Origin of the sequence: Citrobacter sp. RHBSTW-00671 (genome assembly GCF_014103415.1) — a bacterium.
In the GTDB taxonomy this organism is placed as follows: domain Bacteria; phylum Pseudomonadota; class Gammaproteobacteria; order Enterobacterales; family Enterobacteriaceae; genus Citrobacter.
Genome location: NZ_JABXPR010000001.1, coordinates 767,802 through 790,279, shown reverse-complemented (window position 1 = coordinate 790,279; position 22,478 = coordinate 767,802). Strand labels below are relative to the sequence as shown.

Here is a 22,478-nt window from a genome sequence, read left to right as displayed (position 1 = left end):
GATGATCTACATTTCTGCCGTTGGCATGATTAACGCGTTGGGTAATAACACCGATGAAATCGCCGCCAATCTCACGCGTGGCATAGCGCCGGGAATGCGTCCGCGCGCGAACTGGCTGCAGGGACACCCACCCGCCGTATTAGCAGGCGTAGACGGTGAACTGCCCGCGATCCCTCAGCAATTTAGCGCTCATCGTTCGCGCAATAACCAGCTACTGCTGGCCGCACTGGCGCAAATCCAGCCGCAGGTGGACGACGCTATCGCCCGGTTTGGCCGCGATCGTATTGCTGTCGTTCTCGGCACCAGCACCTCCGGTCTGGATGAAGGTGACGTTCACGTTGATCTGATGCTCAATGACCAAGAGAGCACCGACTGGCGCTACCCGCAGCAGGAACTGGGCGATCCATCGCGTTTTCTTAGCCACTGGCTGGCGCTGGATGGCCCGGCCTTTACGCTCTCAACCGCCTGCTCGTCCAGTGCGCGGGCTATCATGAGCGGGCGCCGCTTAATCGAATCTGGTTTGGTGGATATTGCCATTGTCGGCGGTGCCGATACGCTAAGTCGGATGCCTATCAACGGTTTCCACAGTCTGGAATCACTCTCCCCAACGCGATGTCAGCCGTTTGGCCGCGACCGCAATGGGATCACCATCGGCGAAGGCGCCGCATTGATGATATTAACCCGCGAGCCACAGCCCATTGCGCTCCTGGGCGTCGGCGAATCCAGCGATGCCTACCATATTTCGGCTCCCCACCCGCAGGGAGAAGGCGCCATTCGCGCCATAGGCCAGGCGCTTAACGACGCAGGAATGACACCGGAACACGTGGGCTATATCAATCTGCACGGAACGGCCACTCCGCTAAACGATCAGATTGAGTCCAACGTCGTGAGCACACTATTTGGCGACACGGTCCCATGCAGTTCAACCAAACACCTGACCGGGCACACGCTGGGCGCTGCGGGGATCACCGAAGCCGCGATCGGTATGCTGATTCTGCAACGCAACCTGCCACTGCCAGCGCAGGATTTTAGCCAGTCACCGCGCGATGAAACATTGCCCCCCTGCGGCATCATTGAACAGCCGCAGCCGCTGACTCGTCCGGTAATCTTATCTAACTCGTTCGCCTTCGGCGGTAATAATGCCAGTATCCTGCTCGGGAGAATCTCATGAGCCACTATTTATCACCGGGCGATTATTTACCGCATGATGCGCCGATGCTGCTCCTTGAAGAGGTCGTCAGTGTGGCGGACGAAACCGCCACCTGCCACGTGACGGTATCGGCAAACAGCGTACTGGCCCCGTTCCTCGACCCCGATGGCAATCTGCCCGGCTGGTTCGCACTGGAATTAATGGCACAGACCATTGGCGTCTGGTCTGGCTGGCACCGCCAGCAGCAAGGTCAGGCGAGTATTGCGTTAGGCATGGTGCTGGGCGCACGCGAGTTAGTCTGTGCTGCGGGTGTTCTGCCTGCCGGGAAAAAGCTGAGCATCCATGTCAAATTGCTGATGCAGGATGCACGATTCGGTAGCTTTGAATGCGTCATTCAGGCAGACAACAAGACGCTGGCAACCGGTCGCGTCAACACCTTCCAGCCGACAGCAGAAGAAATTAACACGCTATTTCAACAAGGAGCGTCCACATGAGTCGTTCAGTTTTAGTTACGGGTGCCAGCAAAGGTATCGGTCGCGCCATCGCCAGACAACTGGCGGCAGACGGCTTTGTGGTCGGCGTGCACTACCATCGCGATGCGCAAGGTGCACAAGACACGCTGGAGGCTATCCTCGCCGCGGGCGGCGCAGGGCGTCTGTTGACGTTTGACGTTGCCAATCGCGAGCAGTGCCGTGAAGTACTGGAGCACGATATTGAGGTTAACGGCGCATGGTACGGCATTGTCAGCAACGCTGGTGTGACGCGTGATGCCGCCTTCCCTGCGCTCAGCGATAACGACTGGGATGCGGTGATCCACACCAACCTCGACAGCTTTTACAACGTCATTCATCCGTGCATGATGCCAATGATTAGCGCACGCCAGGGTGGTCGTATCATCACATTGTCTTCAGTATCCGGCGTGATGGGCAACCGCGGTCAGGTTAATTACAGTGCAGCAAAAGCCGGTATTATTGGCGCCACCAAAGCGCTGGCCATCGAACTGGCAAAACGCAAAATTACCGTAAACTGCATTGCACCGGGACTGATTGATACCGGGATGATCGAGATGGAAGAAGCCGCCTTGAAAGAGGCAATGTCGATGATCCCCATGAAACGGATAGGTCAGGCTGAAGAAGTGGCCGGGCTTGCCAGCTATTTAATGTCGGATGTGGCGGGCTATGTCACTCGCCAGGTGATTTCCATCAATGGAGGGATGTTATGACACGTCGTGTCGTGATTACAGGCATGGGCGGCGTCACCGCCTTTGGGGAAAACTGGCAGGATGTCTCCGCCAGGCTGTTGGCCTATGAAAATGCGGTACGCAAAATGCCGGAGTGGCAGGTTTATGACGGGCTGCACACGCTGTTGGGCGCGCCAATCGACAACTTCACGCTGCCGGAACACTATACCCGCAAGCGCATTCGCGCCATGGGTCGCGTGTCGCTGATGTCCACTCGCGCCTCAGAACTGGCGTTAGAACAGGCCGGACTGATTGGCGATCGGGTACTGACCAACGGTGAAACCGGAATAGCATACGGTTCCTCCACTGGCAGCACCGGGCCGGTGAGTGAATTCGCGACCATGCTGACCGAGAAGCACACCAATAACATCACCGGCACGACCTACGTGCAAATGATGCCGCACACCACGGCTGTTAACACCGGGTTGTTTTTCGGCCTGCGTGGGCGAGTCATCCCAACATCCAGCGCCTGCACCTCCGGTAGCCAGGCCATTGGTTACGCATGGGAAGCCATCCGTCACGGCTATCAAACGGTGATGGTTGCCGGCGGTGCAGAAGAACTGTGCCCTTCCGAAGCCGCCGTATTTGATACGCTGTTCGCCACCAGCCAGCGCAACGACGAACCGAAAACCACCCCCTCCCCATTCGATGAAAAACGCGATGGCCTGGTCATCGGGGAAGGCGCAGGTACGCTGGTGCTGGAAGAGTTGGAACACGCTAAAGCACGCGGAGCAACGATTTACGGTGAAATCGTCGGCTTTGCCACTAACTGCGATGCTGCCCATATCACCCAGCCACAGCGTGAAACAATGCAGATTTGCATGGAAAAATCGCTGAGCATGGCCGGTATTAGCGCCCGGGATATCGGCTATATTTCAGCGCACGGTACCGCAACCGATCGTGGCGATATTGCAGAAAGTCAGGCGACTGCCGCAATTTATGGTGATAATGTGCCGCTATCCTCGCTTAAAAGCTATTTTGGGCATACCCTTGGCGCTTGTGGCGCACTGGAGGCCTGGATGAGTCTGCAAATGATGCGTGAAGGCTGGTTTGCGCCTACGCTGAATTTGAGTCAGCCAGATGCCAATTGTGGCGCGCTGGATTACATTATGGGTGAAGCCCGCAAGATTGATTGCGAGTTTTTGCAGAGCAATAACTTTGCGTTTGGCGGCATCAATACTTCTATCATCATCAAACGTTGGCCGTGATATGTACCGGATCGTTCTAGGGAAAGTTTCTGATTTAAGCACCGGCGTACTGCCTCATGCGCTCTATGAGCTGGCACCGCAGGGTGCTCGCCGCGCACGCTGGCTGGCGGGCCGCGTGCTGCTTTCCCATGCCCTTTCGCCATTGCCTGATATCGTCTACGGCGAGCAAGGAAAACCGGCCTTTTCGGCCGACACGCCGCTGTGGTTCAATCTTAGCCACAGCGGTGATGACATTGCTCTGCTGCTTAGCGACGAAGGGGAAGTGGGCTGCGATATTGAAGTCGTGCGCCCGCGCGAAAACTGGAAGACGCTGGCGAATACGGTGTTCAGTCTTGGGGAACATGCCGAAATCGAAGCGGAACATCCGGACCACCAACTGGCGGCTTTCTGGCGCATCTGGACGCGCAAAGAAGCCATCGTTAAGCAGCGTGGCGGCAGCGCCTGGCAAATTGTCAGCGTCGATAGCACTACGCTGACATCCTCGCTCTCCGTTAGCCAGTGCCAGCTCGACACCCTGAGTCTGGCCGTGTGCACGCCAACGCCATTTACCCTGACAGCTGACGCCGTGCAGAGGCTGTAACTCCCGCATTCCCTGTGCGCCGATGCGCGACATGAAAGGTTAACTGCAGATGCAACGAGTCACCATTACTCTCGATGACGATTTACTGGAAACGCTGGATAGCCTGAGCCAGCGCCGTGGTTACAACAACCGCTCTGAAGCGATTCGCGATATTTTGCGCGGTGCGCTGGCGCAGGAAACGACCCAGGAGCATGGCACTCAGGGTTTCGCGGTACTCTCGTATGTTTATGAACATGAGAAGCGTGATTTGGCCAGCCGCATTGTTTCGACGCAGCACCATCACCATGATTTGTCGGTCGCTACGCTACACGTTCACATCAACCATGACGACTGCCTGGAAATCGCCGTGCTGAAAGGCGATATGGGCGATGTGCAGCATTTTGCCGATGATGTAATTTCCCAGCGCGGCGTACGTCATGGCCATTTGCAGTGCCTGCCGAAAGAAGAGTAATTGCCCGTTTCGTTGCCGGATGGCGGCTGCGCCTTATCCGGCCTACGTAGGCCGGATAAGCGAAGCGCCCCCGGCAATGATGATTACGCCATCGTGCCAATCGTCTTGCGAAAGCGTAGTAGCGCTATCAGGAAAAACGCGCTGCCAATCGCCAGCAGCGTCAGGAACTGCGGCCAGACGATACTGAACCCAGCCCCACGATAAAGAATCGCCTGCGCCAGGCTGACAAAGTGGGTGGTCGGCATGGTTAGCATGATGTCCTGCACGGCCTGCGGCATACTTTCACGCGGCGTAGAGCCCCCTGAGAGCATCTGTAACGGCAACAGCACCAGAATCATCAGCAATCCCAGTTGCGGCATCGACCGTGCCAGCGTCCCCATAAAAATACCGATCGAGGTAGTGGCAAACAGGCTCAGCGCCACACCCAGCATAAATAGCGGTATCGAGCCTTCAATCGGCACGCCGAGTACCCCTTTCACCATCAGCATCAGCGACAACCCGGAAACGACCAGTACCACCAGTCCCATCGACCAGATTTTTGCCATCATAATTTCAAACGGTGTCACCGGCATCACCAGCAGGTGCTCTATCGTCCCGTGCTCACGTTCGCGGATCAGCGCCGATCCGGTAAGCACAATCGCCAGCATGGTAATGTTGTTGATAATTGCCATCACCGCGCCAAAACGGGCAGGTTCCAGATTAGGGTTAAAGCGCATGCGCATTTCCAGCGCCACCGGCGGCTCAGTGTTGTCGCGGTAACGCGCCACAAAGCTGTTCACTTCGCCACTGATGATATTCTGGATATAACTGTTGCCGGTAAACGCCTGGCTCATTCGCGTGGCATCCACGTTAACCTGAATATCCGGCTGTCGTCCTGCCAGCACATCGCGCTGAAAATCAGGTGGAATATTCACAGCAAAGGTATAGCGTCCGGCATCCAGACCAGCATCCATTTCATCGGCGGTGATCATCTCCGGCGGTAAAAACCACGGGCGATAAAAGCTGTTCACAATGCGGTTCGACAACTGCGACTGGTCCATATCCGCGATAGCAATCGGCGCCAGATGCAGCGACCCAGGCAGCACCGTCGCAGAAGAGTAAACCGATACCGTGAAGGCGAAGACAATCAGCGTCAGCATCGCTTTGTCACCCAGCAGGCTGCGCAACTCTTTGATACCAAGATTATAAATATTGCGTAATCGGCGCATCACCCCTCCTGTTTTTTCAGCAGTAATACGCTCAGACCGATCACCACCGGAATGGCGATTGCCAGCGGGATAAACAGCTGCCACAGATCCATCAGATCCAACGCTTTCGAGAACGTTCCACGCGCAATGGTCAGAAAATGACTGGTCGGGTAGATTTCGCCAATCCACCGGCCCGGCCCTTCCAGCGAAGCCACCGGATCGATCATCCCGGAAAACTGCGTCGCCGGGATCAGCGTGATAATCGCGGTACCAAAAATGGCGGCGATCTGGCTTTTCATAAACGTGGAGATTAACAGCCCCAGTCCGGTAGCAATGGTGACGTACAGCAGCGCCGCCAGCGTCAGGGTTAAAAAACTCCCCTTATGCGGCACACCGAACACAAACACCGACAACGCGCACAGCAGCAGGAAGTTCAGCATGCCCAGCACGATGTACGGCAACTGTTTGCCGAGTAAAAACTCGCTGCGGGTCGTGGGCGTAACGTACAGGTTGATAATCGACCCCAGCTCTTTCTCACGCACTACGCTGAGGGCGCTGAGCATGGAAGGGATCATCATCAACAGCAGTGGGATCACCGCCGGAACAATCGCCGGCAGGCTCTTCACATCCGGGTTGTAGCGATAACGCGTCTCAATGGTCATCAGCCCGTTCTGACCACTGGCATTGGGCTGATGCGCCATTACATCCTGCAGCCAGGTCTGGTGCATAGCCTGTACGTAACCCCTTACCGTTTCGGCCCGGCTCGGCATCGCGCCATCAACCCAGACGCCGATCTTCACCGGCGTTCCACGCGCGATGTCGCGACCAAAATTTGGCGGAATTTCAATTGCTACTGCGACTTCGCCCGAACGCATCCGTTTGTCCAGCTCGTCATAACTGGTGAGCGGCGGTTGCTCAATAAAATAGCGCGATCCCGCCAGATTCAGCGCCCACGCCTGGCTGCTGACGGTCTGGTCACGGTCGAGTACGGAGAAACGCAGATTTTCCACGTCCATGCTGATGCCGTAGCCCATGATCAGCATCAGAATCACCGTCCCCATCAGCGCCAGCGTTGAACGCACCGGGTCCCGCCGCAGCTCCAGCGCTTCACGCCGGCTGTAGCTGAACAAGCGCCGCAGGCTAAAGCCCTGGCGTGGCGGCTGACTGTTTTCATGCACTACCGGAACATTGGCTGGCGGTAACTGAGCTTCCGGTGCCGGGCCTGCGGCTTCCTGTAGCCAGGAGATAAACGCCTCTTCCAGGTTGGCTGCGCCGCGTTGTTTCACCAGCTCCTGCGGCGTACCGCTGGCGAGCACTTTTCCGGCGTGCATCAGCGACATCCGGTCGCAGCGCTCCGCCTCATTCATAAAGTGGGTAGAGATAAAAATGGTGACTTTATCCTGGCGCGACAGATCGACCATCAGTTGCCAGAACATGTCCCTCGCCACCGGATCGACCCCGGAGGTCGGTTCGTCGAGAATCAACATTTCCGGGCGATGAATCACCGCCACGGCCAGCGACAGGCGTTGACGAATCCCCAGCGGTAAGGCGCCAGGCAGCACGTCTTCAACATCGGTCAGCGAAAAGCGTTCGCTCATCTCTTGCACGCGCCCTGAGATTTCCGCTTCGGGGATATGGAACAACCGTGCATGAAGCTCAAGGTTTTGCCGCACGGTCAGTTCGCTGTAGAGCGAAAATGCCTGCGACATATAGCCCACCCGACGGCGGGTATCGATATTTTTCGGGTCAACCGCTTGCCCAAACAGCCACGCCTCGCCCTCGCTTGCGGGCAGCAGCCCGGTGAGCATTTTCATGGTAGTGGATTTACCGCAGCCGTTGGAGCCGAGAAAGCCGAAGATCTCCCCGCGGGGAATGCGAAAGTTAACGTGGTCAACGGCGACAAACTTGCCGAAGCGCATGGTCAGGTCTTTCGCCTCGATGGCAATCTCTTCCTGTTCAGCGTGATACGGCGGGATCACCACCGGTTTATGCGCCTGGCGCTGGGCTTCAGGTAACAGCGCGATAAACGCCTGCTCCAGCGTGTTGCTGTTGGTTTTTTCGCGTAGCTGCTGCGCGCTGCCGGTAGCTAATACCTCACCCGCGTTCATCGCCACCAGCCAGTCAAAGCGCTCTGCTTCTTCCATATAGGCGGTGGCGATCAGCACGCTCATATTGGTCTGCCGCTGGCGAATGCTGTTAATCAGATCCCAGAACTGGGCGCGTGACAGCGGGTCGACCCCCGTGGTGGGTTCATCAAGAATGAGCAATTCCGGGTCGTGGATCAACGCACAGCACAGCCCCAGTTTTTGCTTCATCCCGCCCGAGAGTTTCCCAGCAGGACGGTCGCGAAACGGTGCCAGTCCGGTGCTATTCAGCAGCTCGGTAATCCGCGCCTCACGCTCCGCTTTGTCATGCCCAAACAGGCGGGCAAAGAAATCGACGTTCTCATACACCGACAGCGTGTGGTACAGGTTTTTACCCAGTCCTTGCGGCATCCAGGCAATACGCGGGCAGACATCACGACGATGCTTCGGATCGCGCATGTCGCCACCCAGCACCATCACGTTACCCTGTTCAATCACCCGCGCACCGGAAATAAGCGACAGCAGGCTCGATTTTCCGACGCCATCCGGGCCAATCAGGCCCACCATACAGCGGGCGGGGATATCCAGCGTGATATTGTTCAGCGCGACCGTTGTCCCGTAATGCTGACTCACGCCGTCAAGGTGCACCACGGGAGGAACGGGAACCAGCGCCAGATGCGTCATTGCGGCAACCTCACCACCAGGGAGTCAGGCCAGGCGCGACTTTCATCCAGGCGCACCCAGGCCATGCCCGGCAGACCGGTTTTCACGTACTCCAGGTGCTGCTGTAACAGCTCCGGCGGGATACGCGCTTTCACGCGGAACATCAGTTTTAGCCGCTCATCACTGGTTTCAACTGTTTTCGGCGTAAACTGCGCGACGCTGGCGACAAAGCTGATGGTCGCCGGAATACGCAGATCCGGCGCGGCATCCAGCACCAGTCGCGCTTCACCGCCAATCTTCAGCAGGCCAGCCTGTTCGGTCGGCAAGAAGAATGTCATGTAGACATCGCTGAGATCGACCATATTCAGCACCCGACCGCCAGCGGACAGCACTTCGCCCGGTTCGGCTACGCGATACTGTACGCGACCATCACGCGGGGCTTTCAGCTCGCTGTCATCAATATCAGCCGCAATACGACGTTCGGTAGCCTGCGCGGCCTCTACGCGGGTTTGCGCCTGGATGATACTGGTGCGGGCGGCTTCAATCGCCGCTTTCGCGGCAGAGACCTGCGCCTTTGCCGATTCCAGCGCCGCACGCGCACTTTCAGCGGCGGCGCGGTCGTCATCCAGTTGTTGCTCAGACACCGCACCACGCTGGGACAGTGAACGAGAGCGCACGTGGCGTTTAGAAACCGACTGCAGCTCTGCTTCACGCTGTTTGACTACCGACTGCGCAGCCCGCATTTCACTTTGCCGTTGTTCCAGCAGCGCTCGTGCCGCCGCCACCGCACTTTCCGCTTCTTTGATTTGCGCGACCGCTTCCAGTCGCTGCTCGTGCAGCACGCGGGTATCCATTTTCGCCAGCACCTCGCCCTGACGGACAAACTGCCCTTCCGACACGAGGATCGTATCAATACGTCCGGCAATTTTGGTGGCGATATCCACTTCAGTGGCTTCAATTCGGCCATTGCTGGCTGCAAACCCTTCAGGTATCCCCGCAGGGCGTAGCATCCACCATGCTATCGCGGCCACCACCACCAGGATGCCCGCCCCCCACCACACCAAATGACGCTTAAACTTATCCATATTCGACCCGCCGTAATCCCTGTTATCAAACGATGCGTGTCACAAAACCCACTGAACCGCTATTCAGTGAGAGATTCCATCCGGGATGAGAAGGAATGAAAAACGATGGCCAAAGAGCGGACAGGCGTTAAGGCAACGCTTACCGCGAAGGAAGTGAATGACGAAAATGCTGTGAAATCGGGTAGTAATGTTGTCATCATCAGCGTTCCTGGCCGGAAATGAAACACGCATACTCATAACTGCTATCTATTGAATACTAACACCTGGATTCGATATGTCTATTCGGTTGTTCTCGTGATGTCATCGGCCAAAACAGTGTCCGGCAATCCGCTCGCCGGACAAGCTTCTGGCGAGTGTTCTGTTTAAAACGCGTGTTGGTATAGCCGCAACGCATCGTCTGCCGTGAGCGGAACGGGATTGTTATCCAGAAGACGGGTCTGCTGCATGGCATCCTGAGCCAATATCGCCAGCGTTTCAGCAGGGATATCGACATCGCGCAGCCTTTTCGGTGCACCAGATTCAGCAATAATGCGTGCCATCGCAGCAATAAATATCGCGGCATCTTTCTCTATATTCCCCGACACCTCCTCGCCAATGACAGCCGCCAGCTCGGCATAGTATGGCGCAGCGACTGGCGCATTAAACTGCAGCACCGGAATCAGCATCAGCGCATTCGACAAACCATGTGGAATATGATGGCGAGCCCCCAATGGATAAGCCAACGCATGCACCGCCCCCACGGGAGAGTTGGCGAAAGCCTGACCTGCCAGCATTGCCCCCAACAACACACTCTCTCTGGCTTCCCGATTGTGGCCATCATGGCAGGCCGTCACCAGATGGCGACTAATTAAGCGTAATGCTTCCCGTGCCAGCGCATCCGAAATGGGGTTCTTCTTATGTTTACCGGTATAAGCCTCAATGGCATGAACCATCGCGTCGATGCCGGCCGCCGCCGTATGAACCGGAGGAAGTCCAAGCGTCAATTGTGCATCCAGCAGCACCAAATCGCCATATAGCTGTGGTGCGACAATCCCCATTTTGCTGTCATCATTGGTCGTCAAAATCGAAATATTAGTGACTTCTGACCCCGTCCCTGCCGTGGTAGGGATGTTAATCAGCGGCAGACGCTGCCCGGACACTTTGCCAATACCGTAAAGCGCCTGCAGATCTTGCTCAGAGTTGATTAACACGGCCACCAGCTTCGCGACATCCAGCGAGGAGCCGCCGCCCAGACCAATGACCATGTCGCAATGCTCATCGCGAGCAACCTGTAAGGCTTCCCGGACCAGACGTTCCTGCGGATCGGGTTGGACCCGATCATAGACCGTCACCTGAAACCCTGCTTCTTGCAGGCTATGCAAAACAGGCGGCAGAATCCCTGCTTTGACCAGTCCGGGGTCGGTCACCAACAACACGCGACGTGCGCTAAATCGCGGCTGAATAATCTCCCCTGCTCGTGATGCTCCCGCCCATTCGACGATAATTTCCGGTACAGTTGAAAACGTAAAATCCTTCATGACAGTGTTCATTGATGTACTCCTGGTCGTAAAAATAGCCAGCTTTTAACTACGCGGTGCATCGGCATGAGTGAGAAAGCTTTTCACCTCTTTACGCTCAAGCAACGGGTTGATAATCCCAACGCCAATACGTTGAAAATGCTCCGTTTGTCGATGAATTTCGAGACCTTGTGCGCAACGATAAGTCTCAATAATCACAAAGCGATCGCCGTCTTCCGTGGAACGGAAAAACTCATAGGAGATGTTTTCAGGCTCCTGACGCGAGGCCTGGGCAAGCAGTCTGAGCTCTTCATTGACCTTGTCCCCCATTCCCTGACGAGAATAGTAATGTGCAATAACAAGAAGTTGTGTATTTTCCATAGTCGGCTCCCGGTGTTCTAACGGCGAAGGTCTATATCCCATAACGCGCTATCACTGCTCGAAACGGCTATCGCGCCGTGTAACAGCGCCGTTTGAGCATGTTCCTCGTTACAGACGAAGCCTGATGCCACTATCGGCGGCAACACATTACGGTCAGCCTGTGAGAGTAGCGGCAACATCTGCGCGGGCATCAGTTGCACGTAATCGGGTTCGCTTTGTTCTACGGCTTTCAGGCTACGTAACCAGGTGGAACGGTCGGTGACAAAGATTTTCTGCATCGTCACCAGTCCACACTTTTTCGCACGCTGTACGGTTTGTAAACGCGTCGAGAGCAACCCCATCGCTCCCGTTTCGGCCACATAATCAATGCCGCCCTTATCCTGGGACAGCCCATTGCAGCTGTCGATATTCACGATAACGTACTTCCCCGCCTTCGACAGCAGTTCTATCACCGGATGGAGCTTAATCAGGTCAATGTTGGCAATAATGCAGACTTCCGCCTTGCTGGACAGCGCGGTTTTCAATTGCTCAATGCCGTAAATCGCCATGATGACGGGCTGGCGTGCCAGGAGCACGCCAAGATTTTTGATCATTATTGACCTGCCTGATGCGAAGGAAGATCGACGCTTAACCCCAGCTTGCCTGGGTTAAGAATGTTTTTCGGATCCAGCGCATATTTGATATCCGCCAGAACGGAAAGCGATTCGCCTAAAGAAGCCTGCATATAGGGCGAACGCAGGAGACCAACACCATGATGGTGGCTAAGGGAGGTATTGTGCTTAATTAGCACCGCATTCGCTGCATCCCATGCCGCACGATACCAGGCCGCACGTTGCTCAATCGCCACATCACCGCGCAATGAGAAATAGAGGCATGCGCCGTCGATGTAGGCGTGAGACTGATGCGCCGAACCGGCCAGCGTGCCGGGTACGGCATTAATCGCAGCCACCACATCATCATACACGTCGCTAAGATCGCGCCAACGTCCCACCATTTCCAGCGTATCCGCCACCAGACCCGGGCTCTTTTTAAAGCCTTCAGCACTTTTTCCGGTCAGATATCGGGTGTCCAGCCAGCGTTCAAAAATAGCCTCGCCGTCGAGTTGTTGTCCGCTGCGTTGGCACACACGTTCGCTGATAGCCAGCACCGCATCGACAATCTCTGGCTCCCCCTCATCCGCAATCAACAGGACATTGGTATCTGGTAAACCAAACTGCACGCCGCTTTCCAGGTTATCGTACAGGCGCAACGCTGCGGGGTTCGCGCCATGCTGTAAAATTTCACGGCATGCCTCCAGTCCACTGGCGAAGCTGGAAAAACCCCAGGCGATGGCACGCCCATAGTCAGGTAAACGATGCAGTTTCAGACGCACACGGACAATCACCCCCAATGTGCCTTCAGAACCAATAAACATCTGCTGTAGATCAGGCCCCGTTGCGCTACGCGCATAGCCACCCACGGTGATTAAGCGGCCATCGGCAAGGACAACATCCATCCCAAAAACCATATCTTCAATTTTGCCGTAGCGGGTCGACAACTGTCCCGCGCCACGGCAGGCCACCCAACCGCCCACGGTACTGATACCAAACGATGACGGCCAGTGGCCCATCGTCATGCCGTACTCTTTTTGGATAGTTTGTTCAAAAATATCGCCGAACATGCCGGCTTCAACGTCAACAATCTGACTTTGTGGATCGAAGTCGATAAGTTTGTTGAGTTCGCAAACATCCAGCACAATGCCCCCCCGCAACGGCAATGCGGCGCCAGTGACGTTACTGCGCCCGGCGGAAACCGTGACCGGGATTGCCAACGCATTCGCCAGACGCATCACATCCTGAATTTGTTCTACCGTAGAGACACGTACAATCGCCCCTTTTGACGTGGCCGGTGCGCCCTGGGTTTCCGCAATCATCGATCCGGCCCACCAGTCGCGGGTCCAGGTAATCACATCAGACTCCGACGTCAGCACCTCATCAGCAATGACCCGCAGCCGGTCAAACGTTGCCTCGCTCATCGCCACCGGATCAATCTGCATCCCTTTCGCGCCACCGCTGCTTTTGATATCCGTCGCCCATGCCGGGCGCGTGTGTGCACCTACCGTATAATTTCCACGGTTGTAACCGCGTTTAATCGCTTCTTTACTGATCATTCGGATGTCCCCATAAGAGTTGATTTTTCATGTTTAATTGCCGCCCGATAGCTGGCTACCTGCCGGGCCACCTGTTCAGGCTGAAGCTTGAGCTCTTGTTGCAGAATTTCCCCCACGCGTTCCGCAGCATTCGCTGACGCATCACGAGCCATCAGACGGGCACGAATTCGGCGCGATAACACATCATCAATGGTGCTGGCGAGTTCATGGCGCACGGCATACACCACCTCCGCTTCGGTATAGGGAAGCCCTTCCACAATTGGCTTTGCCAGTAAGGGATTGGACTGGATAAGGTCACTGACAAAATGCGCTTCCGTCCCGTAGCGCTCCCCCAGGTGCGCAGACAAACCGCCCGATGCCAGAATTGCCTGCGGGTCATAGCCCGCCGCCCCCAGCAACCAGGCGGTTTTGGTTGAGCAGGCCTTTTTACGGCCGAGTATTTTGCTGGCGGCATCGATGGTCTCTTCTGCCATATGACGTGATGTCGTCAGTTTGCCGCCGACAATCGTAATCAGACCATCTGCCGCAATCGTGATTTCATGATTACGTTTCATCTCAACGGTCTTGCCTCCCGCCGTCCCCACCAGAGGGCGGCAACCGGCGATACTTCCCACCACGTCTTCCGGGCGGAGATCGGTTTTCAATGCCGAATTCGCCCCTTCCAGTAGAAAGTCCAGTTCAGCGCGATTGCAGTGAACATCATTGAGATCGCCCTGATAATCCTCATCCGTGGTACCCAAATAGGAAACGTTGCCCCAACGGGTGATCGTTGCGCGGCGACTACGCCCGGCAACCGGGATCGTCACCGTGCAATCATTGCGGATCTTCATCCACGGAATAGCAACATGTACCCCTTTGGCAGGACGGATATTCAGCGGCGATGCGTCACCTTTTTTCAGCCCATTCCAGTCACGCAGCCAGACGCCCGTCGCCATGATGACAACCCGTGCGTTGACCTGAATTTCTCTGCCATCGGCATAGGCGATGGCTCCATTCACTTTGCCGTGCTGGTCGCGCGTGGTTTCGATGACTTCCGCGTGGTTGGTCACCACCGCGCCATGAAACGCCGCCGTGCGCACCAATGCCAACGTCAGTCGGGCATCGTCGACGCGGGCATCGAAATACATAAAACCACCGGATAGCTGTTCTTCTTTGAGCGTCGGGCAATGCGACAGCACTTCCGCAGGGGTCAATTTTTGGTGAAGGATGCCTTCCCGCCATCCTCCCGCAAGGTCGTAGGTCCAGAGCAGGCTTTCAAATGCAGCGGACATCCGCTTGTCGAATACGCCATTTTTATCGAGCACCGGGAATAAAAAGGGTAACCGTTGCACCAGGTGACGGGCATTTCTCCGCATGCGCTGGCGTTCGAGCAAAGAGTGACGCACCAGTCCCAGATTTCCTTGTTCGATATAGCGCAGACCGCCGTGTACCATTTTCGATGACTTTGATGAGGTGCCTGAGGCAAAGTCACTTTTCTCAATCAGCGCCACCCGGTAGCCACGCAGGCTGGCATCCAACGCCGCATAGGCTCCGGTTACGCCACCACCGACAATCAGCATGTCGTAGGTGTCGCTTTCCAGCCGATCCAGTTGTTCAGCGCGCTGGAGACGTAATGGCTCTGCACCGTACATCTCACTGCAGGTTTTGTTGGGCTTTCGCGAAGGGAAAAACTTCATGAGTAAGTGTGCTCCTGATTAGCTGAGGTGAGGCTGTCGGCGGCTTCCATTTCGAGTGCAATACGCATCGCCCAGCGGTTAATTTTTTGTTCGCGAAGGTCATGACTGATTTTCGGCTCAAATAGCCGCGCGGTTTTTAGCATGGCGCAGGCATCCGACAGCGAGTCCCACAGCAGCCCATTGGCACCGGCCAAAAACGCAACGCCACGTAAGCTTGCCCGCGCCGTTTCGGCCATTCGCCGCACGGGAATACCGCTAAGATCGGCCTGGATTTGCAATAACGTATCGCTATTTGATAACCCTCCCCCGACCACCAACTCTTTTGTGGGGATACCGGTTGCCGCTTCATTTGCGCGAATACAGGCCGCGACCGAATGCGCAATCCCTTCCAGAATCGCGTAGGCCACCTGCGAACGCGTGGTCGAGATTGAGATACCGTTCAGGGACGCTCGGGCATGAGGCTGGAGATGGGGTACGCGTAGCCCCGTTAGCGCCGGAATAAAACTTACGCCACCCGCGTCGCTGGCCTGCGCGGCCAGCTCGCTGATCTGTTCTGGGGAGTCAAACCAATGCAGCTTTTCGCACACCCAGTTGAGCGCCGAACCGGTAGTGGGGACAAAGGTTTCGACAGAGAAATGCGAAAGCCCTTTTTGGCGGCGCGCCGTCATGGTGAGCGTACTTTCACAACCCTTTTGTAATGTTGGTACCGTTGGCCCCATCATTAAATCAACAAAGCTGCCAGTGCCATGCATACAAAAAGCCTGCCCTCGCTCGGTACACCCCAACCCAATCGCCCCTGCAAACTGATCCCCTGCGCAGGCCAGGATCGGCACGCTTATCCCCAGAATATCTTCACGCGTGGTGCCGAAGTCATCGGCATCATCATGTAATTCAGGCAACAATGACGCCGGGAAGCCCAGAGTCTGTAGCCATGGCAAATGATAGTGATGCTCTTTGAGGCAATACGCGCCAGCAGAGGTGGCATTTGTCGGTGTGGTGACACTTTTTTTCTCCTGCGCCAAATGCCAAAGCAACCAGCTATCAACGGTACCAAAGACCAGTGTTCCAGCCTGATACGCCTTCGCCACCGCAGGCGTATTGGCAAGATGGTGCGACGCCCAAAGATAAGGAGAACGTATCCCAACCGGTCGCCCAATCAGCGGCAGCAGTTTTGCATCCCATTCAGGGGCTAGCTGGGCCAGTTCATCCGTGAAACGCGCATCCTGCCAGACCATCGCCGGAGTTAATGCCTTGCCCGTTTGCGCATCCCACAGCACTGCCGTTGAGCGTTGGGTCGCAATCGCCAGCGCCACAATGCGCATCTTGTTGCATTGCGCGTTAGCTATCGCTTTGCGACAAACCTCAATAGTGGCCTGCAAGACCTCGTCAGCATCTTGTTCCACCACACCATGACGCAGGCTACTGACCTGAAGCGGCTGGTATTCCAGGCAGTGAACCTGGCTATTATGTGCAACAACTGCCGCACGGGTCCCCGATGTACCTTCATCGATAGCCAGAATGACATCTTCGTATTCACTCATTTCGTACTCCTGTTTGATTCTGGGGCCATCGACTCTGGATAAGGTGAAGGGGGCGATTCGAACTGCGGCGCACCAGGCTCGTTATCCGGCTGAATAGTGGTGCGGGTGGGGTCCCACGGAATAACAAAACAGATAATGCTCGCAAACAGCGGCACGGCAGACATGATCAGGAAGGTCGTTTGCAGGCCATACAAATCACGGAAGACCGGGAAAATAAACAGCCCAAGCGCCGCACCGATTGCGCCAAGCGCACCGACCACGCCGTTGGCACCTGCCCGCAGTTCACTGCGAAAAGAGAGTGACGACAGGCTTTTCCCGTTTGCACCAGGTCCGCCTGAGTGGCAAAGAATAAACAGTGCAGGGACCAACAAAGAGGCCCAAAGTGGCATAGTGTCACTGAACAGACCCAGCGTGAGTAGCACGAGGAAGGCTACGGCAAAACCGATCGCCGAGGAGCGGCGCAACCCCAGACGGCGGCCAATCGCGGGAGATAAGAAACCGCCGACGATGCCGAAAACGTTAAAAAATAGTGAACATAAGGTTGCGTAAACAAAGTTTTTACCAAACATCGCAGCGCTAATAACCGGCAAATACCAGCCCACACCAAAATATTGGATCGACTGACAGATTTGAACGGTCGAAGCCAGAATCGTGCGTGGTAAATAGACACCACGGAATATTAACAGCACATTTCTTGCGCCTTTTTCAGCCTGCCCAATAACGGGTTTCTGTTCTGCTTTCGGCGCCAGAATAAATTGGTCACCGTATATTTTATTCATGGCAACGATAGCGTCAGGTAATCGAGATTTCCTTGCCAGCCAGACCGGGCTTTCCACTAAATAACGGAACTGGAAAAACAGAACGATCAGTCCACATAACGCCGTTACAGCAATGGAATAACGCCAGATGGCATCACCTACATCCCATGAGTAAAACATCAGCGCTAATACCAAATTTAAACAAACGGCCACATACCAGACACCCTGCCAGGTATTTAAACGGCTTTTGAGTTTCACAGGCGTGAACTCTGCCAGCATGGCCATTGCCACAGCAAAGTCCATCCCGTAAGAGACACCAACGAAGAAGCGGCCTATGATAATGGTGCTGAAACTGGAGGACGACATCACCAGCAACGCACCGATTACCGCCATTATTTTGGCAATAATCAGCGGTGGCACACGCCCCCAGCGATCGGCAATCCAGCCGCCAATCGGGTTAAATAATATGGCAACCCACGATGAAAATGAGGTGAGTAGTGCAACTTCGGTCGCAGTAAGATTTAAATTGCGGGTCATTGGGTTTAATCCAGCACTGAGGGCTGAATTTGAAAAAGCGTCAAGAAACAGGCCGCCTAGTGCTAACCACCAAATAACACCGGCTCTGCCATTGATTTTTCCGCGTGAGTCGATGCAATGAATAACATCATCAACACCACGGATTTTTATCGGATTCGAGAATGAGCATGCGGACATGGCTTTCCCCTTCATAATATTCGGAAGAAGGTCGCCATTAGCTAAAAAAATGCAATAAGAGACCATCTTAATTTCACAGATAGTCTCTTATCTAAAATCTGTATTTTTCCACTCTAGAAGGTAACCCAAAGCGTGTCAAAGCGACTTTTATCCCCATCGTTGATTCTGTGACATGTAGCTCAAATGTTAATGAAACATTACAAAGCGAGATCGTTATGAGCCATTTTTCCGCTCTCAGCGGGTGGGATACCACTGTGACTGTACGTAGCCGCTGCACTGGTTGACTGATTTGCGTTGAACGTTCGCCGTTTTCCCTGTACGACGCCATTGCAATATCCACCCAAAATAGGTGTTGAATACGAAGCTCGTTTTTATCCTAAATTTCACCACTAACATCAAAAACCTTAAAATTCATAAAGATATGTCAACACGCATTTGTTCGTGATTATTTAACGCGCTAATTTTTCGTTATGTTGATCACATTCGTATCAAAAGAATGGTGATCTTAAAATAGCTTTTAAATATTGTGGTCAGGCCGCTAGACCACAATAAGAGGATATATCATGAAAAGAAAAACAATGGGATGGCTTATCGTTTTTCTTCTATTTATAGTTTACATGCTTAACTATATGGATCGTTCAGCATTGTCGATCACCGCTCCACTCATCGAAAAGGAATTAGGATTTAATGCCGCTGAAATGGGTATGATTTTCAGCGCATTCTTTGTTGGTTATGCACTGTTTAACTTTATCGGTGGCTGGGCCAGTGACCGATTTGGCCCCAAGACAGTATTTCTGGTCGCCGCATTACTCTGGTCAGTATTTTGTGGGATGACCAGTCTGGTTACTGGCTTATGGACTATGCTAGCTGTTCGCGTATTATTCGGCATGGCTGAAGGGCCGGTCAGTGCTGCAGGTAATAAAATAATCAATAACTGGATTTCGCGTAAAGAATCGGCCACTGCCATCGGCATTTTCAGCGCAGGATCGCCGTTGGGCGGCGCAATTTCCGGTCCGGTGGTTGGTCTGCTGGCTCTTTCATTAGGCTGGCGTCCGGCATTCGGTATTATTTTCCTGTTTGGTTTAGCCTGGGTATTACTTTGGTATTTCATTGCCAGTGATAAACCCTCAAAAAGTAAACACCTCGCCCCGGAAGAACGTGTCGATTTTGAAAACCATGATGACATCATTTTAGCGGATGACGGTAAAGCGATGCCTTCTCTCGGCTACTACATGAAGCAGCCGATGGTGTGGGCAACGACGCTGGCCTTCTTCAGCTATAACTACATACTCTTTTTCTTCCTGACCTGGTTCCCAAGCTATCTGAACCACTCTCTACACCTTGATATTAAAGAAATCAGTATTGCAACGGTGATCCCCTGGGTAATTGGTGCAATCGGCATGGTATTGGGTGGCGTATGCTCTGACTTTATCTATCGGGTAACGGGCAACGCCCTGCTTTCTCGCCGTCTCATTCTCGGTGTTTGCCTGGCTGGAGCGGCAATCTGTGTGGCGGTTTCTGGAACGGTTACCACTATCGGCAGTGCCGTTGGATTGATGTCAGTCTCGTTATTCCTGCTGTATTTAACTGGACCTATTTATTGGGCAGTTATTCAGGACGTCGTGCACAAAGATAAAGTGGGTAGCGTCGGTGGCGCCATGCATGGGCTGGCAAATATATCCGGAATTATTGGCCCTCTGGTCACCGGATTTATTGTTCAGTTCAGCGGTAAATATGATTACGCATTCTATCTGGCTGGTGCTATTGCGATTGTTTCCAGCTGCCTGGTATTCGTATTTGTCAAAAATAAAGGATTAAAAACAAATGAAAGTCAAAGCTGTCTACATCAATAAACCTGGTGAAATTGAAACCCGTTGGGTTGATTACCCAGAAAAGAAAGATAATGAAGTATTAATAAAAGTTGATGCTGCTGGAATATGTGGCTCTGATATAGGTGCATTTCGCGGTACTAACCCCCTGGTGACCTATCCACGGATTATTGGACATGAAGTCACGGGTATTGTTATTAAACAAGGCAAGGGCATGCCAGCAAATATTAAGGAAGGTGACCGCGTTATTGTTGATCCTTATATTTATTGTGGTCATTGCTACCCCTGTTCAGTGGGGAGAACAAATTGCTGTGAAAACCTGAAGGTCATTGGCGTACATATTGATGGCGCGATGCAGGAGGTGGTTGCTCACCCCGCGCATTTGATTCACAAAATCCCGGATGACGTCGCTACTGAGATGGCTCCGTTGGCTGAACCACTGACGATCGCACTGCATGCGCTACACCGCGCCAAACTGACGGCCGGGGAGCATATCGCCATTATTGGAGCCGGTGCGATTGGTCTGATGGCTGCATTGAGCGCATTGCGCTACGGTGCGACGCCAATTCTGATCGATATCGTGGACGAACGACTTCAATACGCAAAATCGCTGGGCGTGCCTTACGTCATCAATCCGTCGAACACCCAGGTTGTTGAGGCGATTAAAGATATCACGCAGGGGACGATGGCACAGGTTGTCGTCGAAGCATCTGGTGCCAACAGTGCAATTCGCGAAACGCTGGATCTTGCTTCGTTTGCGGGTCGTATTGCTTTCACCGGCTGGCCAAAACAGGAGACATCGTTACCCACTAACCTGATCACGTTTAAAGAGTTGGATCTGCGCGGATCACGTACCAGTGCTGGCGAATTCGAAGAAGCGTTACAGATGCTGGCTACGCTGAACATTAATCCTGCGGATGTCGTCAGCAAGGTGGTGAATATTGATGATGTGCCTGACGCCGTGAAGGAACTCGATCAATACCCGGAACGCTATCTGAAGATCAATGCGACCTTTCATTAATTTTTCCAGGAGATAAAGCGATGGAACAAACCTGGCGTTGGTATGGCCCGAACGATCCCGTGTCGTTGTCCGATGTTCGTCAAGCCGGTGCAACGGGTGTGGTCACTGCACTGCACCATATTCCAAACGGTGAAGTCTGGTCCGTAGAAGAAATTCTCAAACGCAAAGCGATCGTGGAAAAAGCGGGTCTGGTCTGGTCGGTCGTGGAAAGCGTGCCGATCCATGAAGACATCAAGACCCACACGGGCCAGTACGATCTGTGGATCAAGAATTACCAGCAGACGCTGCGCAATCTCGCCCAATGCGGCATCTTTACCGTGTGCTACAACTTCATGCCGGTTCTGGACTGGACCCGTACCGACCTGGAGTATGTGCTACCCGACGGTTCAAAGGCTCTGCGTTTTGACCAGATTGAGTTTGCCGCCTTTGAGCTGCATATCCTCAAGCGTCCCGGTGCGGAAGCGGACTACAGCGCGGAGGAAATTGCCCAGGCTCACCAGCGTTTTGCGGATATGAGCGAAGAGGACAAAGCCCGGCTGACGCGAAATATCATTGCCGGTCTGCCTGGCGCCGAGGAAGGCTATACGCTGGACCAATTCCGTAGCCACCTTGCAACCTATAAAGATATCGACAAAGCGGCCTTACGGGAAAATTTTGCCTGGTTCCTGAAAGCCATTATCCCGGTAGCGGAAGAAGTGGGTGTACGTATGGCGGTTCATCCGGACGATCCGCCGCGCCCAATTCTTGGCCTGCCGCGCATCGTTTCTACTGTAGAAGATATGCAGTGGATGGTGGATACCGTAAACAGTACCGCCAACGGTTTTACGATGTGTACAGGATCTTACGGCGTACGCGCCGACAACGATCTGGTTGATATGATCAAACAGTTCGGCCCGCGGATTTACTTTACGCACCTGCGTTCCACACAACGCGAAGAGAATCCCAAAACCTTCCATGAGGCGGCGCATCTTTCCGGGGATGTCGATATGTACAACGTCGTGAAAGCGATAGTCGAAGAAGAACAGCGACGTAAAGCTGAAGGCAACGCCTTACTTATCCCCATGCGACCAGACCACGGTCATCAAATGCTTGATGACCTGAAAAAGAAAACCAACCCAGGGTATTCCGCTATTGGTCGCCTTAAAGGCCTGGCTGAAGTACGCGGCGTTGAACTGGCTATCCAACGCGCCTTCTTCAATCAGTAACCACATTGCCGCATGGTATCCCCGCCATGCGGTTTTTCACTTTCAGTCAGGACCGGTCTT

The 22,478-nt window shown here is 54.3% G+C and carries 19 protein-coding genes; 9 read left to right on the top strand and 10 right to left on the bottom strand.

The features are described from left to right. The first annotated feature begins 1 nt into the window (after nt 1). The 6 genes from HV261_RS03730 to nikR are packed head-to-tail and all read left to right on the top strand — an operon-like array spanning nt 2 to nt 4,629. On the top strand, nt 2-1,171 hold the full coding sequence (locus HV261_RS03730; protein WP_202037510.1) for a beta-ketoacyl-[acyl-carrier-protein] synthase family protein: 1,170 nt from the start codon (nt 2-4) through the stop codon (nt 1,169-1,171). Further along, nucleotides 1,168-1,644: a hotdog family protein gene (locus HV261_RS03725; RefSeq protein ID WP_202037509.1), complete on the top strand. Its 477-nt coding sequence runs from the start codon at nt 1,168-1,170 to the stop codon at nt 1,642-1,644. Before HV261_RS03730 ends, HV261_RS03725 begins: the two co-directional genes overlap by 4 nt. After that, a complete protein-coding gene (locus tag HV261_RS03720; RefSeq protein WP_202037508.1) occupies nt 1,641-2,372 on the top strand; it encodes a 3-ketoacyl-ACP reductase FabG2 in 732 nt (243 codons plus the stop codon). The genes HV261_RS03725 and HV261_RS03720 overlap by 4 nt, the downstream gene beginning before the upstream one ends. Beyond that, entirely contained in the window at nt 2,369-3,598 is a 1,230-nt protein-coding gene (locus HV261_RS03715) for a beta-ketoacyl-ACP synthase (protein WP_048213607.1), read from the top strand. The genes HV261_RS03720 and HV261_RS03715 overlap by 4 nt, the downstream gene beginning before the upstream one ends. Before the next feature lies 1 nt (nt 3,599). Beyond that, nucleotides 3,600-4,178, top strand: coding sequence for a 4'-phosphopantetheinyl transferase AcpT (gene acpT / locus HV261_RS03710; RefSeq protein ID WP_137381996.1), 579 nt, complete (start codon nt 3,600-3,602; stop codon nt 4,176-4,178). A gap of 49 nt (nt 4,179-4,227) precedes the next feature. Continuing rightward, entirely contained in the window at nt 4,228-4,629 is a 402-nt protein-coding gene (nikR, locus tag HV261_RS03705; RefSeq protein ID WP_005121550.1) for a nickel-responsive transcriptional regulator NikR, read from the top strand. Nucleotides 4,630-4,712: 83 nt separating this feature from the next. Here the strand turns inward: nikR and HV261_RS03700 are convergent, their stop codons facing one another. From HV261_RS03700 to HV261_RS03655, 10 genes are all read right to left on the bottom strand, one after another. After that, nucleotides 4,713-5,837, bottom strand: coding sequence for an ABC transporter permease (locus HV261_RS03700; RefSeq protein WP_137381997.1), 1,125 nt, complete (start codon nt 5,835-5,837; stop codon nt 4,713-4,715). After that, the gene (gene rbbA, locus HV261_RS03695) at nt 5,837-8,584 is read right to left on the bottom strand and encodes a ribosome-associated ATPase/putative transporter RbbA (RefSeq protein WP_202037507.1); all 2,748 of its coding nucleotides are present in this window, start codon (nt 8,582-8,584) and stop codon (nt 5,837-5,839) included. Before rbbA ends, HV261_RS03700 begins: the two co-directional genes overlap by 1 nt. Then, nucleotides 8,581-9,648 (bottom strand): HlyD family secretion protein, encoded by a 1,068-nt coding sequence (locus tag HV261_RS03690; RefSeq protein WP_202037506.1) that lies wholly within the window; start codon nt 9,646-9,648, stop codon nt 8,581-8,583. The genes rbbA and HV261_RS03690 overlap by 4 nt, the downstream gene beginning before the upstream one ends. Before the next feature lie 362 nt (nt 9,649-10,010). Further along, a complete protein-coding gene (locus tag HV261_RS03685) occupies nt 10,011-11,177 on the bottom strand; it encodes an iron-containing alcohol dehydrogenase (RefSeq protein WP_202037505.1) in 1,167 nt (388 codons plus the stop codon). A gap of 33 nt (nt 11,178-11,210) precedes the next feature. Further along, nucleotides 11,211-11,525, bottom strand: coding sequence for a putative quinol monooxygenase (locus HV261_RS03680; RefSeq protein ID WP_202037504.1), 315 nt, complete (start codon nt 11,523-11,525; stop codon nt 11,211-11,213). 17 nt (nt 11,526-11,542) lie between these two features. Continuing rightward, the gene (locus HV261_RS03675) at nt 11,543-12,118 is read right to left on the bottom strand and encodes a glycerol-3-phosphate responsive antiterminator (protein ID WP_137382002.1); all 576 of its coding nucleotides are present in this window, start codon (nt 12,116-12,118) and stop codon (nt 11,543-11,545) included. Then, nucleotides 12,118-13,674 (bottom strand): FAD-binding oxidoreductase, encoded by a 1,557-nt coding sequence (locus HV261_RS03670; protein WP_202037503.1) that lies wholly within the window; start codon nt 13,672-13,674, stop codon nt 12,118-12,120. The genes HV261_RS03675 and HV261_RS03670 overlap by 1 nt, the downstream gene beginning before the upstream one ends. Beyond that, nucleotides 13,671-15,350, bottom strand: a complete 1,680-nt coding sequence (locus tag HV261_RS03665; protein ID WP_202037502.1) for a glycerol-3-phosphate dehydrogenase/oxidase — start codon at nt 15,348-15,350, stop codon at nt 13,671-13,673. Before HV261_RS03665 ends, HV261_RS03670 begins: the two co-directional genes overlap by 4 nt. Further along, nucleotides 15,347-16,891: an FGGY family carbohydrate kinase gene (locus HV261_RS03660; protein WP_202037501.1), complete on the bottom strand. Its 1,545-nt coding sequence runs from the start codon at nt 16,889-16,891 to the stop codon at nt 15,347-15,349. Before HV261_RS03660 ends, HV261_RS03665 begins: the two co-directional genes overlap by 4 nt. Continuing rightward, nucleotides 16,888-18,363 (bottom strand): MFS transporter, encoded by a 1,476-nt coding sequence (locus tag HV261_RS03655; RefSeq protein WP_202037500.1) that lies wholly within the window; start codon nt 18,361-18,363, stop codon nt 16,888-16,890. The genes HV261_RS03660 and HV261_RS03655 overlap by 4 nt, the downstream gene beginning before the upstream one ends. Before the next feature lie 563 nt (nt 18,364-18,926). Here HV261_RS03655 and HV261_RS03650 point away from each other — a divergent pair. The 3 genes from HV261_RS03650 to uxuA are packed head-to-tail and all read left to right on the top strand — an operon-like array spanning nt 18,927 to nt 22,418. Further along, entirely contained in the window at nt 18,927-20,216 is a 1,290-nt protein-coding gene (locus HV261_RS03650; RefSeq protein WP_048213619.1) for an MFS transporter, read from the top strand. Next, nucleotides 20,188-21,213 (top strand): zinc-binding dehydrogenase, encoded by a 1,026-nt coding sequence (locus HV261_RS03645; protein ID WP_202037499.1) that lies wholly within the window; start codon nt 20,188-20,190, stop codon nt 21,211-21,213. The genes HV261_RS03650 and HV261_RS03645 overlap by 29 nt, the downstream gene beginning before the upstream one ends. 20 nt (nt 21,214-21,233) lie before the next feature. Then, entirely contained in the window at nt 21,234-22,418 is a 1,185-nt protein-coding gene (gene uxuA, locus HV261_RS03640) for a mannonate dehydratase (protein WP_202037498.1), read from the top strand. Nucleotides 22,419-22,478 lie beyond the last annotated feature (60 nt).